The sequence below is a fragment of the Streptomyces spiralis genome (assembly GCF_014654675.1).
Taxonomy (GTDB): domain Bacteria; phylum Actinomycetota; class Actinomycetes; order Streptomycetales; family Streptomycetaceae; genus Streptomyces; species Streptomyces spiralis.
The window spans coordinates 45947-62186 of sequence record NZ_BNBC01000046.1 but is presented as its reverse complement, the minus strand read 5'-3'; the positions used below and the strand labels follow the sequence as shown (position 1 = coordinate 62186).

Genomic DNA, 16240 nt, shown 5'->3' with positions numbered 1-16240 from the left:
GCCCTCCGTTCCTGTGCCCGGGGCGGGCCCGGGCAGGCGTTCGACAACACGCCCCTCGCCCCACAACGCGTGCCCTTCGCCACAATTTGCCCAATTTGGACGCTTGAGCGCCTATAAGTGGTTTCACAGCTGACCGCATTACTCCGGCGACCTTCATCGGAGACTCCAGTAACCAGTGGCATGGGAGAAGCGTTTGATCACGGCACGTAAACGAAGCACCGGGCTGGCGGCTGCGGCCGGCGCCCTGGGCGGCGTGCTCGCCCTGACCGCACTCGGCGGCACCAGCCACGCCGCCACCGGCGGCAACGAGGCCGGAAGCCACCCGGCGGCGCAGGCACCGGCGGCGCAGGCACCCGCCCAGGACGCTTCCGATGCCCGAGTAAAGATCACCCCTGGCCAAGCGGCCTACAACATAGGGATCAACGCCCCCGTCGAGGTCACCGTCAGTGACGGCAAGCTCACCAAGGTCACGATGACCGCCGTCGCGACCGGTACCGAGGTCCCGGGCACGCTGTCCGCGGACGGCACCTCCTGGAAGCCGAACGGCCCGCTGGAGCGCGCCACCAGGTACCAGATCGCCGCGGAGGCCGAGGACGCCCAGGCCCGCCCCGTCACCCAGAACGCCACGATCACCACGGCCTCCCCGGCCAACGACTTCATCGGGCACCTCTCCCCCGAGGACGGCTCGACCGTCGGCGTGGGCATGCCGGTGAGGATCGACTTCGACAAGGCGATCGGCGACAAGGCCGCCGTGGCGTCGGAGATCCACGTCAGCTCCTCCAGCGGCCAGAAAGTCGTCGGTCACTGGCTCAACGACCACCGCCTGGACTTCCGCCCCGAGAACTACTGGAAGCCCGGCTCCACCGTCACCGTCAAGCTCGACCTCCACGGCACCCAGAAGACGGTCACCTTCAAGATCGGCCGCAGCCAGATCAGCACGGTCGACGCCGCGACCAAGCAGATGACCGTCGTACGGGACGGCAAGACGATCAAGACCATCCCGATCTCGTCCGGCAGCCCCGAGCACCCGACGTACAACGGCCAGATGGTCATCTCCGAAAAGTTCCGGCAGGTCCACATGAACGCCGCGACCGTCGACCTCAAGGAGAAGGACGGCAAGCCCTCGTACGACATCAAGGCCGTACCGCACGCCATGCGCCTGACCGACTCGGGCACGTTCATCCACGGCAACTACTGGGGTGCCGACTCGGTCTTCGGCAAGGTCAACACCAGCCACGGCTGCGTGGGCCTGAAGGACGTCAGGGGCGGCGGCGACCACAACCAGCCCGCCGCGTGGTTCTTCGACAACTCGCTGACCGGTGACGTCGTGACCGTCAAGAACTCCCAGGACACGACCGCACTGGCCCCGGACAACGGTCTCAGCGACTGGAACATGCCGTGGAGTCAGTGGACCGCGGGCGACACGACCCGCTGACACGACGCGACGGCGAGCGAAAGGCCTGGTCACCACGCTGACCAGGCCTTTCGGCTGCTGAGACCTCTGTCTGTCCGGGGGCGGATCGACCGCCGGGGCGGCGAACCCGGTCAGTGACCCGCGAAGTGCCTGGCGGCCGCGGCGGAACCGCGCAGCACGTAGAGGCACCACACCTGAACGGCGAAGACGATCAGGGAGGGGAAGGGGTGACCGGGCACGGGCAGGGCGTACCGGGCGAAGAAGTCACCGTAGTGGGCCCGGACCGCCGTGAACGCCGCCGCTTCCTGTGCAAGCGTGAGCACGATGAGCCAGCTCAGCAGGGCGCGCGCCCACAGCGCACCGCGGAGCACACCGGGTACGCAGGCCGCCAGCGCGAGTGCGGTGACCCATGACAGCAGGACGCCCAGTCCGATCTCCGGCCGGCTCCCCAGCCAGCGGGAGGAGTCGTCGGCGAGCGCGGCTCCGAGAGCGGCCGTGGAGCCGGCGCGGAAGAGCAGGGTGAGGGCGGCGACGACGGCGACCAGCACGGCCAGGACCACCACACTCGCCGGGCACCCGTGGGTGGAGGCAGCGGCGGTCCGCCCGTCGGCGGGCACGCGTGGTCGCCGGGCGTCCCGGGTGAGGGGCAGCACGGCGGCTCCCAGGCCCAGGAGCAGTGCGTCGACGGCCAGGCCCGTGCCCCACAGGGCCGTGGCGTCGCCCGCGAACACACCGATCGTCCCGACGGCTCCCGCGAGCGCGAGGACGATCCCGAGGACGCAGAGCACGGCCTGCGCCCAGCGGACTCCCACGTGGATCCCGGCGCCGAGCACCGCCGTACACAGGGCGATCAGCAGGAACACCCCACTGAGAGAGCTGAACCCGAACGCGGTGAGGGCGATGAGATAGGCGGCGAACGCCATGCCGTGGCGCGCCTCCGGTGTCCGCGTCCGCCCGTCCCCCGACGGCGGCGGCACCGACGGGCGAGGCGGGTGGGCCGGTGGGCGCGGGGCACCGCCCGGGTCGGCAGGTGCCGGGCTGGGCGGTGCCGGGCTGGAAGGTGCCAGGCCGGGAGGTGCCAGGCCGGGAAGTGCCGGTCGTGCCGCGGCGGCCGCGGGCGCCGCCGGGGCCGGTGACGGGAGCGCGGCCACCGGCGTACCGGCCGCGGCCGCGCCGCGCCAGAGGCTCCCCACCGCGCCCACGCGTACGGCGTCACGCAGCGGCGGGTCGTCGGCGAGCGCCTGTTCCACTGCCGTGAGAAGGCGTCGCCGGGTGGCGGCGCGTGGGTCGGCGTTCCACTCTGTCCACCGGCTCATGACCTCACCGTGCCGCCGTGCGACGTCGTCGGGCACGCGCACGCCCTCAGGATCCGTGGTCAGGACCGTGACCAGCTTGTCGGCCAGCACGTTGACGTACATGAAAACCAGCCCCCGAGTCCACAACGCCCTTATAAGCCACCGGAGTTGACGGCACATCCGCGGCCTTCTTTGTACCGAGCACCGCCCCGGCTTCTCAACGCCGAAGCTGTCCCCGGTTCCGGGGACAGCCGGCCGGACAGCCCCTCGGCAGCGGGTGGCATCCCGGCGCTCACAGGACGGGACTGGCGCAGGCGATCGCCGACGCATGGACTCTCTCGCGTGTGTCGCCGCCGCCGGACACTCCCTGGGACGTCCCCCCGGATCCGGTGTCCCCGCTCGCACCCGACGGCACCGCCGAGGAGACGGCCCCGGACGGCGGGCAGCGGCGGCGGCGCCGTACCGCCCTGGCAGCGGTCGTCGCGGCGGTGGCAGCGGCCGCGATCGCGATCCTGGTGCTGAACCTCCTGCCCTCCGGGGACGGCGGTCACCCGACCGCCGCGCCGTCGACCGGCTCGAGCACCCGGACGGCGACTGCCTCGCCCTCCTCGGGCTGCGTGCCCGTCCATTACAAGACAGCGGACGGCCCGGCCGACTGCGCGGCACTGTCCGACGTCTGCGCCCTCGGCGCGCCCCTGTACACCCCCGACATCGACAAGCTGTGCGGCCAGGCCCCTCAAGCCTCGATCTACGTCGCGAACACCGGCGACCCACGCGGGCCGGACGGTTGCCTCGTGCTGGACGGCACCGGCTGGGCCACCGGCACGGTGGACTACAAGGGCACCGGCCGTGCCGCCGCCGACTGCAACGGCTGGATCGACCGCACGGCCGCCGATGACGGCGGCATCCCTCTGAAGTCCTGTCAGCAGATCTACCCGCACACCCGCACGACCTTCCTGGCCACGCTGCAGACGCCCGGTCACCGGACCACGACCGCCTGCATCTCCGCGAACAGCGGTGCGTAACGGACATCGCGGGGCGGACATCCCGGGACGCGCCGGTTTCGTGCGGCCCGTTTCGGCCGAATGCGTTCTTCGCCGAAGCACCGCCCCCTGCTAGCGTCGGGCGGAGCGGGACACGGGGGCAGACGGGGGCATGAGATGGCAGCAGCCGAGGTGATCGATCTGGTCGCGATGGGCGAGGACTTCGTCCGCGATCCCTATCCGGTCTACGCGGCGCTGCGGGAGCGTGGCCCTGTGCACAAGGTGCGGATTCCCGAGGGCACGGAGGCCTGGCTCGTCGTCGGGTACGAGGCCGGCCGCGCCGCGCTGGTGGACCCGCGGTTGTCCAAGCAGTGGAAGAACGCCTCACCCTCCTTCCCGTTCCCCAGTCCGGCCGCGGGGCCGCACATGCTCAACTCCGACCCGCCGGACCACGAGCGGCTGCGCAAGCTGGTCGTCCGTGAGTTCACACCGCGCCGGATCGACCAGCTCGCGCCGCGGGTGCAGCAGATCACCGACGAGCTGCTCGACACCATGGTGGCGATTCCGGAAGGGCGGACCGATCTCGTCGAGGCCCTCTCGTTCCCGCTGCCGATCTCGGTGATCTGCGAGCTGCTCGGCGTGCCGATGCTGGACCGGGCCGCTTTCCGGGCCTGGACCAGCACGATCCTCACCGACCCCGACCCGGCGGCGCGGCAGGCGGCGACGCGAGAGACGTCCGCGTATCTCGTCGACTTGCTGGATCGCAAGCGCCTGGAGCCGGGCCAGGACCTGATGAGTGCTCTGATCCGCACCACCGACGAGGACGGCGACCGGCTGTCCGCGGACGAACTGCGCGGCACCGCCTGGCTGCTGCTGGTCGCAGGGCATGAGACCACGGTCAATCTGATATCCAACGGCGTACTGGCCCTGCTGACGCATCCCGACCAACTCGCCGCGCTGCGCGAGGACATGACGCTCATCGACAGCGCCGTGGAGGAGATGCTGCGCTACGACGGGCCGGTGGAGACGCCGACGTTCAGGTTCACCACGGAACCGGTCGAGATCGGCGATACGGTCGTCCCCGGCGGTGGCGAGCTGGTCCTCGTCGCCCTGGCGGACGCGAACCACGACCCGGCGCGGTTCCCCGACCCCGGCCGCTTCGACATCCGGCGGGCCGCGGGCGGCCATGTCGCCTTCGGCCACGGCATCCACTACTGCCTCGGCGCACCGCTCGCCCGCATGGAGGCTCGCATCGCGATCCGTGCGCTGCTGGAGCGTTGCCCCGACCTCGCACTCGATGCCCACCCGGCGGCCCTGAGCTGGCGTCAGGGCATGCTCATCCGGGGCCCGCACCGGCTGCCGGTGCGGTGGACGTCCCAACCCTGAGATCCGGCGACGGCACGCCCCGGGCGTCATCCGGAGGCGGAAACACGACCCGGTCCGGCGGCCCGGAAGTTATCGTTCCTCTCGCGACGGAGTCCGTTTTGGGAGGTCATGCGGTGGTGCGGTCCATGGACGACGCGCGCGCCGGCCTCGCCCCAGCTCCTGCCCCCGCCCTCCACCGCGACGTGTCCTCGCCCCTCCCGTTCTCAGTGTTTTCTCCCGAGAGGTCCCACTGATGACACCCACCATCACCGAACCCTCGTCCGCCGAGAGTCCCCGCGGTGAACTCCGGCTCACCCGGCGCAGAGCGCTCCAGACCGCCGCGGGCGCCCTCGGTGCGCTCGCCGTCGGCGCCGTCGCCGACCTCGCCGGCGCCACGGACGCCCGTGCCGCCGAGTACGTCCTGCCGGAGGGCTTCAGCGGCGACATGTCCGATCTGAAGCACGTGGTGGTCCTGATGCAGGAAAACCGTTCCTTCGACCACTACCTCGGCCAACTGCCGGGCGTGCGGGGGCACGGCGACAAGCAGGTGCTGAAGTTCCAGGACGGCACCAGTGTCTTCCAGCAGCGCGACGCCGACGGCACCATCGTGACGCCGGCCGTCTCGACCGCCACCTGGAGCGACAACCACAGCTTCTACGGCGCCAACGGCGGCCGCTGGAACACCTGGGTGAAGGACAAGGGCGACCACTGCATGTGGTACTACACGCCCGACCACATGCCGTGGATGTACTCGCTCGCCGCCCAGTACACCGTCTGCGACATGAACTTCTGCTCGCTGCACGGGCCGACCATCCCGAACCGCTACTACCTGATGTCCGGCACGGGAGGCGGCGAGACCTCCAACGCCGGGCAGAACAACTACTCCCGGACCTGGCTGACGGTGCCCGAGCAGCTGGAGCGGGCCGGCATCAACTGGCGTGTCTACTCGGACAACAGCGGCAACGGTGTCGGCCGCAGCATGCAGAGCGGCTTCATCGGCGAGTACGGCTGCAACGTGACGAACAGCTTCAAGGCCTTCGACCCGCGGATCGCTGGCGAGGAGGACCTCGCCCCGGGCACCGGCAGGATCTGGAAGGCCAACTCCTTCGTCTACTCGGGCGCGACCACGCCCAACGACGACTCGGAGGAGAATCTCAACGCGGTGCTCAGGGACCTCATCGCGGCCTGCGAGCCGAACGCCGAGTACCCGCTTCCGGAGGTCTCGTGGGTGGTCATGCCGGCGGCCTGGAGCGAGCACCCGAACTTCGACACCGTCCACGGCGAGCGCTACATGAACAAGGTGCTCCAGACGTTGCAGAGCAACCTGGACATCTGGAACCACACCCTGGTGATCATCACCTACGACGAGAACGACGGGAAGTTCGACCACGTGCTGCCGCCGCGCCCCGAGCCGGGCACGGAGGGCGAGTACTCCGGCGCCACCCCCTACGGCTTCGGCCCGCGCGTGCCGATGCTGCTGGTATCGCCCTGGACGCGGGGCGGTCATGTCGCCTCGGAGGTGTTCGACCACACCTCGGTCGTCAGGTTCCTCGAGACCTGGGCCGAGTTCCTCGGCAAGCCGTTCACCTGCCCGAACATCACCGACTGGCGCCGCTCGATCGCCGGTGACCTGACCAGCGCACTCGACTTCGCCCACCCCCGGCCGGGCCCCGTGGAGATCGCCGACCCGGTCGACGGAACGCCGCCGTCGTTCCCTGAGGGCGGGATGCGGCCCCGCGGCCTCTCCTTCCACCCGCACGCCACGCTCACCGAGGACCGCGACGCCGGCACGGTGACCGCGTCGATGACGCTGGCCGGCGGTCCGGACGGCAAGGCGGTGAGCCTTCAGGTCTTCCCGGACGACTACCGCGACTTCTCGAACACGCCGTTCACCGTCTCCGCCTCCGACCCGCGCGAGTACACCTGGGACACGAACGAGACCGACGGCAAGTACGCCTTCTCCGTCTACGGGCCCGACGGTTTCCTGCGCTCCTTCGCCGGACAGGTCGTCCCCGCCGACCGGACCAACGTCGCGATCCCGTTCGTCGAGGCGGAACTGATCACCGGCCGGCACGCCAAGGTCCGGCTGACCCTGCGCAACCACGGCAAGCGGGCGGTCCGGTACACCCTGACGGCGAACGACTACGCCGGAGGCACCCGGCACTACCACGTCGCCGGCGGCAGGTCGGTGGTCGTCCACTGGCCCACCGAGCAGGGCTACTACGACGTGGTGATCACCGACGGCGGCGCGACCGGCTGGACGCAGCGGTACGCCGGCCGGGTGGCGACGGTCTGAGGAACCGTCCGGGGGGGACGCCGGTCCGGTGGCGGTCTGCCGCAGGGCTGCAGCACGAAGCCGTATTGCGCGTGCAGGTATGGCTGCTCAAGGCTGCCGCCGTCCGGTGTCGGCCCGGCAGGCCGCTCGGTGAAGCGAGCGAATGGCGGTAGGGGTGAAGCCGTGGTCGGCCAGAGCCGCGAGGACCGCCTCGAAGACCCGGATCTCACCGGGGGCGGGCCTCCGTAGACGGGCACGGACCCCTTCGGGGAGAGGTTCGGAGAGCCGTCCTCGCAGACCGTCGCGACGAATGCCGGCCGGCGCTGTCGACGATCTGCCGCATGTCCTCGGTGACTGTTCCCATCGCTCCTCAGCCTTTCCTGCTTCGTCCGCGTGCCCCGCCCTCCTGGGCCGCCAAGGCGGCAGCCCCTTGCACGTGTGCCGGGCAGCAACCGATCCCGCGGACCGGCACCGGCCGCCTCCATCTCCAGCGGAAGCTGACCGGGACAGGAGCCGACGGCTCAGGCACCTCCAGGAGGACGACGTCCGTATCTCTCACTCTGGGGTTTCGTCGTCAGCTGGGCATACCGACCGAGCTGACGGAGGGAATGTCGAAGGAGGGCTGCACCCTCGGCTCCCTCGCGAGCGAGATTATCAAGACCGACCTCGACGTCCACGACGAGACTCGAAAAGCCGTTCGATCAGTGGCGAGAGATCTTCCGCGACGGGCTCCAGGTCGCCCTCGCCGCCGGCGTGATCACTGTCCTCGCCGCACGCAACCCGCATGCGGACACGACCGGGAACGGATGGCATGCCGGGAACGGATGGCATGCTGGGTAATCATGACGAACCTCACCCTCAGCGGCCCCGCGAGAGTTCGGCCCTCCTGAAAGCAGCCAGATGCTCCAGCCACCGGACGCGTCGCTCCACTGGCAGCCCGGCTTCCCCGTCGACGCACGACGGACGCTGGCCGCCCTGCACCGCGGCCGCCACGATCCCACCCACCGCGTCACGCCCGACCGGGTCCTCTGGCGCGCCGCGCTCACTGCCGCAGGTCCGGTCAGCTATCGCATCCGGCAACAGCGGCTCGACGACCTGACCATCGACGCCTGGGGACCCGGGGCCGAGGAGCTGGTGGACACCATCCCGACCGAACTCGGCGCCGGGGATCACCCCGAGCTGTTCCGGCCCACCCACCCCTTTCTCCGGCGCGCGCTGCGCCGGATGCCCGGCCTGCGAGTGCCACGCACCGGGCGGCCGTTCGAAGCGCTGGTCCCGGCGATCATCGAGCAGCGCATCGTCGGTCTCGACGCCCAGGCCGCCCTCACCCGCCTCGTGCGAGCGCACGGCACCGAACCGCCCGGGCCGGCCCCGCAGGGCATGCGCGTGCCACCGACCCCCAAGGCATGGGCGTCGATCCCCAGCTGGGAATGGCGCCAGGCCGGCGTCGACCTGCACCGCTCCCGCACCGTGATCCAGGCCGCACACCACGCCACTCGCATCGACCGGACCGCGGCCGACCCCGAGCGTGCCTACGCGCTCCTGACCAAGCTGCCGGGCATCGGGCCCTGGACCGCGGCCCAGGTCGGCCACCGCGCCCTCGGCGACGCCGACGCACTCCCCCTGGGGGACTACCACCTCAGCCGGATGACGGGTGCCGCCCTGCTCGGCCGCCCCTTGGACGACAGCGAGATCGAGGCGTTCTACGAACCCTTCCGCCCACACCGCTACCGGGTCCTCCGCCTGATCGAACTCACTCCAGGCTCGGCCCCCCGCCACACACCCCGAGCACCGCGCGCGGGGCCCCTGTACTGAAGGCCGTCAGGCCCGGAGAGATCCCGGCTCCGGTAGCTCACCAGCACCGTAGTGAGAACAGCAACCGCAGGGCGGCCGACCCTGTCTTGCCGCGTGATCAGGCGACCTGGCGAAAGTTTCCGCACAGCACCACCTCTGCAAAGGATCTGTCTGGGCTACTTGACCAGCCGGAAGGCGGGGTGTCCGACGAGCCGAGGTGAGCCGCGTCCTTCCTATCGGTAGTTGTCATAGTCCTCACCGCCCACCAGCACCGACGTGACGTGCCTCGGGCGGCCGTCGGCGTCCCGCCCGACCTCCTGGCGGGTCTGCCGGGCGAAGCCCAGGGACACGCCGGGGATCACCGGCACTCGGGCTGCGACATGTCGACCGTCCAGCCCGGCTCGGTCGCGCGCCGGAAGAGGTCCTCGGCGGGGGTGTGAACACCTCGTACTCACCGAGCAGGACGCGGGTGCTGGACGTGCGCCCCTCGCCAGGCCACCAACTCGACCGCGGTGCCCTGGGATTTACCCTCGGCCGGGGGCCTGCACACCGACGTGGTCGAGGGTCCGGGACGCCTTGGCCGGGTTCCGGCTCGGGCGGCGCAGCACGCGGGGCTCGCCCCAGTCGGCCGCCGCTGCGGGGCCTCGTCGAGCGTCATGCCCAGCAGGATCGGCGCGACTCCGCGCGGCGGGTCGAGTACCAGATCCAATGTACCCCTCACTCCCTCACGACGGCGTCATTTCAGGATGTCGCAGTCCTTGATGTGGGTGTCGTACTTGTCGCCGTACAGCTCACGGATTTCGAACCGAAGATCCGCGGCAACGGTCTTGACCGCCATCGGCCGCTCCAGATGGACGTCCGTCCCCTGCCAGACGCGTCCCATCGCCCATCGGCCCAGAATCCGGTCCAGCCGGTACCTGCTGCGCAGAACCTTGCCCGCGGCAAACTGCTCCACTTTCACTTCCCTCGGTGAGCTCTAGCGGCACGTCGATGCGCGACACCTGGCTGCGGCTGCCGTCGACAGCCCATGCGGAGAATCGCGACGAGCCTTGCGCGCACCAGACGATTTTCAGGAGACGAGCCCGTCCGAGGCCATGGTTCCCATCCAGGCGCCGGCAGCCACCGGACTGAGCAGACAGCGACAGGACGGGGATCTTCCGGCGCGTACAGTGCGGTGGCACACGCCCTGTCAGGGGGTGGTTGCCGAGGTGTTCACGACCATCCAGTCGAGCACCGGGGTGCTCTGCAGGTAGACCAGCGCGCACATGAAGAGCATGAAGACCACGCTCCACACGATGACCCGGCGGAAGAGGATCCCCTCGCGGCCCTCGAAACCGACCGCGGCCGCAGCGATGGCGAGGTTCTGCGGTGAGATCATCTTGCCGAGCACGCCACCGGAGGAGTTGGCCGCGGCCATGAGGGTGGGCGACAGGCCGGCCTGGTGGGCGGCGGTGATCTGGAGGGCACCGAACAGGGAGTTGGAGGAGGTGTCGGAGCCGGTGACGGCAACGCCCAGCCAGCCGAGGATCGGCGAGAGGAAGGCAAAGGCCCCGCCGGCCCCGGCCACCCACAGACCCAGCGTGGTGGTCTCACCGGACTCGTTCATGATGTAGCCGAGTCCCAGCACCAGCATGACGGTGAGCACCGCGAACTTCAGCTGGTCCAGGGTGCGTCCGTAGGCACGCAGGGCTCGGCGCGGGCCGACCTGGATCAGCACCATGCTGATCAGGCCGGCTATCAGCAACAGACTTCCGGCCGCCGAGAGGTAGTTGAGTTTGAAGGTGGTGGCGACCGGGTCGCCGTTCGCCTTGAGGATGTGCAGTCCCGGCCAGTTGACGATGCGCGTCACCGACTCCAGGCCGGTACCGGTCGCACCGACCCCGGCCGGCGGCTTTCCGGTGATCGCCGGTACCCGGGTGGCCAGCACGAACACCACGATGACGGCCAGGTAGGGCGCGTACGCCTTGAAGACGTCCAGCGGCGAGTCGTGCGTGTCGCGGTCGATGTCCGCGCGGGCCCGGATCGGCAGCCGAGTCGCCACGGACTCGCCGCCGGCCGGATCCGGCGCGCCCGCGGGGGTTTGCGGCCGCCCGGAGCCGCCGTCGGCACCGCCGAGGACGCCGTCGAGAGGGTCGCTCTCGTCGCTCTCCTGGTACGTCTCCTCGGCGTGCCACACCCGGGTGAACGCCAGGACCGCCAGCATGGAGGCGAGGGCGGCGATGATGTCGGCGAGCGGCACGGACCAGTAGTTCGAGGACAGGTACTGGAAGATCGCGAAGGACACGCCGCACACCACCGCCGGAGGCCAGGTCTGCCGCAGCCCTCTTCGGCCGTCCACGATGAACACCAGAGCCAGCGGCACGAACAGTGCCAGGACTGGCGTCTGCCGGCCAACCATCGCGCCGAGGTCGTCCACGGGCAGGCTGGTGACGCCCGCCAGCGTGGTGATCGGCACGGCTATCGCGCCGAAAGCCACGGGCGCGGTGTTGGCGACCAGGGCGACAGTGGCTGCCTTGAGCGGCTTGAAGCCCAGGGCGATCAGCATGACCGAGCTGATCGCGACGGGCGTGCCGAAACCGGCCAGCGCCTCCATGAGGGCGCCGAAGGAGAAGGCGATGAGGATCGCTTGCACTCGCTGGTCGTCGCTGATGGACGCGAACGACCTGCGCAGTACGTCGAAGTGACCGGTCTCGACGGTGAGGTTGTAGACCCAGATCGCGTTGATGACGATCCACATGATCGGGAAGAAACCGAACGCGGCTCCCAGCAGCCCGCTGTTGAGCGCGTCGGCGAGCGGCATCGAGTACACGGCGACCGCGAGCACCACGGCGACGACGAGGGAGATCAGCGAGGCGAGCCACGCCTTCATCCGCACCACGCCGAGCAGCACGAACAGGATGAGCAGCGGAAGGATCGCGATGATGGACGACAGCCCGAGCGAGTGACCCACCGGGGTGTAGTCCTGCTGGTAGTTGGCGAGGATCATCTAGCACCCTTTTCTACGACATCGGAGAGGAGGGGGCCGCGCCGCGGTCGGCACCGCGGTGGTCGGTGGGATGGCGCGCGCGACGACGGCGCGCCGGGGCCGTACAGCGCTCGCTCGAGCAATTTCGGTAGGGCATCCCTTCGCCGATGCGGGCGGGGATGGCCGCGACCTGCGCCCGGCACCCGGTGTCGGCGGTCAGGATGACGACTGCGCGGGTGGCCGGCACCGTTTTCGTCTTGCGCTCGCCGGGTTCGCGGGCGGATGCGGGATGCAGCAGCTCGTACGTTTCGGCGCTCGCTCCCTGACCGATCCGGGATCTGGTGCAATGTCCATGCGGGCACTCCGAGGTGTTGACGACAATGTCGATTCCACTACTCGGTAGACGCCAACCGAATGGTGGAAGAATGCAGTGGTCACGGACCTGTGTCAAGGGTTGTGAGTGGCCTGCGGCATAGGCGAACTCCCGCCAAAACGCGGGCACATGGCTGAACGGCGGCCGGCCGGGGACCCGGCCTTCGGCAGAAACCTGACCGCCACGCACACCGCCACCAGCATGTCATTCGGCCGCGTCGGCCCGACCATGCCCTCGCCTGGGCGCAGGGGGGCTTCACCGCCGTGGCGACGTCCGGGAGACGGGTACGGCGCGCCTCCCGAATTCCGCACCGCGAATCGAGGCTGCCTCGCTCCCTTCCCGAGCGTGGGCGTCCCGAACATGCGACGTGGCGCTTCGCGATGCAACCGGTCCGACCGGCGGCGCCAGGGGCCCGCCTGGCCGTGCGGCGCGAAGTGGTCCGGTCTTTTGCTCAGAAAATGGTCCGCACGTGTGGGCACGCGCGCGCATACGGTCGGGTCGCGACGCATCTGATAGGGGCCACGATGATGAGCACTGACCAGGCCACGCTCCGGGAGCCGCCGCCGGCGCTCCGCGAGATATCCGACGCAGCGATAGCGGTGATCGACGCGCAAGGGACGGTGGTCGCGTGGACGCAGGCCGCTCAGCACCTTGTCGGGCACTGCGCTGAGGACGTGGTCGGACGATCCGCCGCACTCGTGCTGCCGTCGTCCGCGGAGACGCTGGGGGTATCGGCGTTCGCAGAGCAGTGCCGTGCCCAAGGTGGCTGGTCCGGCACCGCGGCGGTCCGCCACCACGACGGCCGCACGCTCAACCTGAGCGTGCGCCTCTCGCTGCTGCGGGGACAGGGCACAGCCCACCGGTGGCTGATATCCCTGACCGACATAGGGGCGCTCTCCCCAGAAATGGTGAACGGATCGGTGCGGGAGTCGCTGTTTGCCCGCGCGCCGGTCGGCATCGCCATTCATGACCCGCAGCTGCGCTGTACCTGGACGAACGACACGGTGGAGCATGACGGCATTTCCCGTGACCGCAGGATCGGACGGCGCCTGAAGGATTCACTGCCCGGCTTCGAGGCCGAGGCCCTTGAAGCGGTGATGCGCCAGGTGCTGGCGAGCGGCACTTCCGCGGTCCACGAGTACCGGGCATGGCCGCCGGAAGATCCACGCCGGGAGCGCGCATTCTCGGCCTCGTTCTTCTGCCTCCAGGACGCGGACGGCCAGGCACTGGGGGTCTGCTCCTTGACCGTGGACGTCACCAGCAACCAGCGGGTGCGCGAGCGCCTTGCGATCCTCAGCCAGGCCAGCACACGCATCGGGAGCACCCTGGACGTCATGCAGACCGCACAGGAACTGGCCGGCCTCGCCGTGCCCCTGTTGGCCGACTACGTCACCGTCGACCTGGCAGAGTCGGTTCCACTCGGCAGAGAGCCCTCCCCCCGAATCGACACGCTGTACGACCACTCCCGCGTGTTCCGACGTGCCGGTTTGGCCTCGATCCACCCAGCGGTCCCAGAGTCGACGTTTGCGCGAGGGGAGACGATTTCCGTCCCCCCGAATTCGCCGCTCGCCGACGCACTGCGCACGGGAAGGTCCCACCTGGAACCCGTACTGGACACCACCCCTGGGACATGGGTCGACCGCGATCCGGCACGGGCGCAAAAGATCCGTGAGAACGGGATTCACTCCCTGATGATCGTGCCCATCCGTGCCCGGCACTCCGTGTTGGGCGTGGCCCTGTTCGCACGCACCGAGGACCCGACGCCGTTCCAGCAGGACGACCTGCTCCTGGCCGAGGAACTGGTCACCCGGGCCGCGCTGTCCTTGGACAACGCCCGTCAGTACGCTCGCGAACGCAGCACGGCCCTCGCGCTCCAGCGCAACCTGCTCCCGCACCGCTTGAGGGGCGGCGTCGCCGTCGAGGCGGCCGGGCGCTACCTGCCGGCCGACACGGACGCCGGTGTCGGAGGCGACTGGTTCGACGTGATCCCGCTGCCTTGTGCCCGGGTGGCCTTCGTCGTCGGTGATGTAGTCGGACACGGCATCAACGCCGCGGTGACCATGGGCAGGCTCCGCACCGCGGTCCGCACGCTCGCGGACCTGGACCTGCCCCCCGACGAACTGCTGAGCCACCTCGATGACAGCGTCCGGCGGCTGACCGGGGAAGATGATGACGCCTCTGATCAGATCCCCGCGATTATGGGCGCGACCTGTGTGTACGTCGTCTACGACCCGGTCACCCGGCAGTGCACGATGGCACGGGCCGGGCACCCCCCGGCCCGCGATAGTCGACGCACAGGGCCAGGTCACCTTCCCCGACCTGCCCACCGGGGTCCCACTCGGCCTCGGCCTCGGGCTGGTCCCCTTCGACGCCGTGGAGGTGGAACTGCCCGAAGGAAGCCTGCTCGCGTTCTACACCGACGGGCTGGTCGAATCCCGTGACGACGACATCGAGGTCGGCATGCACCGCCTCGGCACCGCTCTGTCACAACCCGAACAGTCCTTGGAAGACCTGTGCTCCTCAGTGATGGAGACCGTGCCGGCTCAGGCAGCATCTGACGACGTCGCCTTGCTCCTTGCCCGGGTCCACACACTCAAGCCGGCCGACATTGCCTCCTGGGACCTGCCGACCGAGCCGGCCGTCGTCAGCGACGCCCGGCACCTGGCCGCCCATCAACTCAGCGCATGGGGACTGGAGCATCTCGTGCCCACCACGGAGCTGCTCATCAGCGAACTGGTCACCAACGCCATCCACCACGGCGCGGGCCCGATCCGGCTACGGCTCATCAAGCACCAAGTCCTGACCTGTGAAGTCTTTGACAGCGGAAAGTGTTACCCGCGCCTGCGCCATGCCCGCATGGCCGACGAAAACGGCCGGGGACTGTTCCTGATCGCCCAGTTGTCCAGCAAGTGGGGCTCCCGCTCCGCAACGGGCGGCAAGCTCGTCTGGGCCGACCAAGAGCTCCCGTCCACGCTGTGAAGCGGGGATCGTCGAGGCCTTCCTTCTCGGTCCCCCAGACGATGGTGCTCTTCTTTCCACTCTCGCGGATCTCGTTCGGCACGCGAGCGATGAGCTCCGTGGCCAACGCTCAGGAAGAGGTTTCCGGTCCGCTTCGGAGGCATAATTTGGACCCGGTGTCATCGATATATGTCCCGACAAAAAGCAACGATCCGCCCAGCACTGCTCACCTACCGAAGCAGCGCTCTCATCCCTGAAGGATGAAGTCATGGCAAACGATATCGAGAAGTCAGACGCGGAGTGGCGCGCAGAGCTCAGCCCGGAGGAATACAGGGTGCTGCGCGGCGCGGAGGACGAAGCGGCGTTCACGGGAGAGTACACCGACGCCAAAGAAAAGGGCGTTTACTCATGCAGGGCCTGCGGTGCCGACCTTTTCACATCTGAAGAAAAGTTCGACTCTCGCTGCGGCTGGCCCGCGTTCTACGACCCCAAGGATCTCGCGTCGGTCGAAGTGAAGCAGGGAGAATCCCCGTATCCTGTGGTGCGGTGCGCTCGTTGCGGGTCGTATCTTGGAGAATTGTTCGAGGGTGAGGGATTTGCAACACCGACGGACAAGCGATACTGCATCAACAGCCTCTCCCTGCGGCTGAAGCCCGGCGATTCCGAATAGTCTGCAGCGTCGACGAACGACCGGCAGGCCGGGCCGCTGGAGGCCGGCGGGGCCACCGCCTGGGCTTGTCCCGGAACCTGGGGCCAGGAACAGAACCGCCCATTCGCGTCGACGGACCAGGTGCCTTCCGTCCGGCGTCCTGCCTGGA

General features: G+C 69.5%; 10 protein-coding genes and 2 pseudogenes. 8 read left to right on the top strand and 4 right to left on the bottom strand.

What is annotated here, in order from left to right; translation table 11 throughout:
- Nucleotides 1-193: 193 nt before the first annotated feature.
- On the top strand, nt 194-1435 hold the full coding sequence (locus tag IE318_RS34795; protein ID WP_189906782.1) for a L,D-transpeptidase: 1242 nt from the start codon (nt 194-196) through the stop codon (nt 1433-1435).
- A 110-nt stretch (nt 1436-1545) separates the two neighbouring features.
- Here IE318_RS34795 and IE318_RS34790 read toward each other — a convergent pair whose 3' ends face one another.
- Nucleotides 1546-2832, bottom strand: coding sequence for a hypothetical protein (locus IE318_RS34790; protein ID WP_189906781.1), 1287 nt, complete (start codon nt 2830-2832; stop codon nt 1546-1548).
- Nucleotides 2833-3053: 221 nt separating this feature from the next.
- Here IE318_RS34790 and IE318_RS34785 point away from each other — a divergent pair, with 221 nt between their 5' ends.
- From IE318_RS34785 to IE318_RS34775, 3 genes are all read left to right on the top strand, one after another.
- Nucleotides 3054-3734, top strand: coding sequence for a hypothetical protein (locus IE318_RS34785; protein WP_189906780.1), 681 nt, complete (start codon nt 3054-3056; stop codon nt 3732-3734).
- A 135-nt stretch (nt 3735-3869) separates the two neighbouring features.
- Nucleotides 3870-5078 carry a cytochrome P450 family protein gene (locus tag IE318_RS34780; protein ID WP_189906779.1) on the top strand — a complete coding sequence of 403 codons (1209 nt, stop codon included), beginning with the start codon at nt 3870-3872 and terminating at the stop codon, nt 5076-5078.
- 232 nt (nt 5079-5310) lie between these two features.
- Entirely contained in the window at nt 5311-7353 is a 2043-nt protein-coding gene (locus IE318_RS34775; protein ID WP_189906777.1) for an alkaline phosphatase family protein, read from the top strand.
- Between the two features lie 141 nt (nt 7354-7494).
- On the opposite strand, the pseudogene IE318_RS46400 reads toward IE318_RS34775, so the two are convergent.
- A pseudogene (locus IE318_RS46400) lies at nt 7495-7587 on the bottom strand (citryl-CoA lyase); the annotation flags it as partial.
- A gap of 645 nt (nt 7588-8232) precedes the next feature.
- Between IE318_RS46400 and IE318_RS34770 the strand changes: the two are divergent.
- Entirely contained in the window at nt 8233-9147 is a 915-nt protein-coding gene (locus tag IE318_RS34770; protein ID WP_189906775.1) for a DNA-3-methyladenine glycosylase family protein, read from the top strand.
- A 715-nt stretch (nt 9148-9862) separates the two neighbouring features.
- Here the strand turns inward: IE318_RS34770 and IE318_RS34760 are convergent.
- Both IE318_RS34760 and IE318_RS34755 read right to left on the bottom strand, forming a co-directional pair.
- Nucleotides 9863-10081 carry a hypothetical protein gene (locus IE318_RS34760; protein ID WP_189906774.1) on the bottom strand — a complete coding sequence of 73 codons (219 nt, stop codon included), beginning with the start codon at nt 10079-10081 and terminating at the stop codon, nt 9863-9865.
- 234 nt (nt 10082-10315) lie between these two features.
- Entirely contained in the window at nt 10316-12112 is a 1797-nt protein-coding gene (locus IE318_RS34755) for an L-lactate permease (protein ID WP_189906772.1), read from the bottom strand.
- A gap of 732 nt (nt 12113-12844) precedes the next feature.
- Here IE318_RS34755 and IE318_RS46395 point away from each other — a divergent pair.
- The 3 genes and pseudogenes from IE318_RS46395 to msrB all read left to right on the top strand — a co-directional run.
- Nucleotides 12845-14683 (top strand): annotated as a pseudogene (locus IE318_RS46395) (SpoIIE family protein phosphatase); the annotation flags it as partial.
- Nucleotides 14631-15443, top strand: a complete 813-nt coding sequence (locus IE318_RS46390; protein ID WP_308438611.1) for a SpoIIE family protein phosphatase — start codon at nt 14631-14633, stop codon at nt 15441-15443. The pseudogene IE318_RS46395 and the gene IE318_RS46390, both read left to right, overlap by 53 nt.
- A gap of 247 nt (nt 15444-15690) precedes the next feature.
- Nucleotides 15691-16092 (top strand): peptide-methionine (R)-S-oxide reductase MsrB, encoded by a 402-nt coding sequence (gene msrB / locus IE318_RS34745; protein WP_189906769.1) that lies wholly within the window; start codon nt 15691-15693, stop codon nt 16090-16092.
- The last annotated feature ends 148 nt before the right edge of the window (nt 16093-16240 follow it).

Coding starts and splice junctions, on each gene's coding strand:
- IE318_RS34790 (WP_189906781.1), bottom strand. CDS start 2,832: ATGTACGTCAACGTGCTGGCCGACAAGCTGGTCACGGTCCTGACCACG.
- IE318_RS34780 (WP_189906779.1), top strand. CDS start 3,870: ATGGCAGCAGCCGAGGTGATCGATCTGGTCGCGATGGGCGAGGACTTC.
- IE318_RS34775 (WP_189906777.1), top strand. CDS start 5,311: ATGACACCCACCATCACCGAACCCTCGTCCGCCGAGAGTCCCCGCGGT.
- IE318_RS34770 (WP_189906775.1), top strand. CDS start 8,233: ATGCTCCAGCCACCGGACGCGTCGCTCCACTGGCAGCCCGGCTTCCCC.
- IE318_RS34755 (WP_189906772.1), bottom strand. CDS start 12,112: ATGATCCTCGCCAACTACCAGCAGGACTACACCCCGGTGGGTCACTCG.
- IE318_RS46390 (WP_308438611.1), top strand. CDS start 14,631: ATGATGACGCCTCTGATCAGATCCCCGCGATTATGGGCGCGACCTGTG.
- msrB (WP_189906769.1), top strand. CDS start 15,691: ATGGCAAACGATATCGAGAAGTCAGACGCGGAGTGGCGCGCAGAGCTC.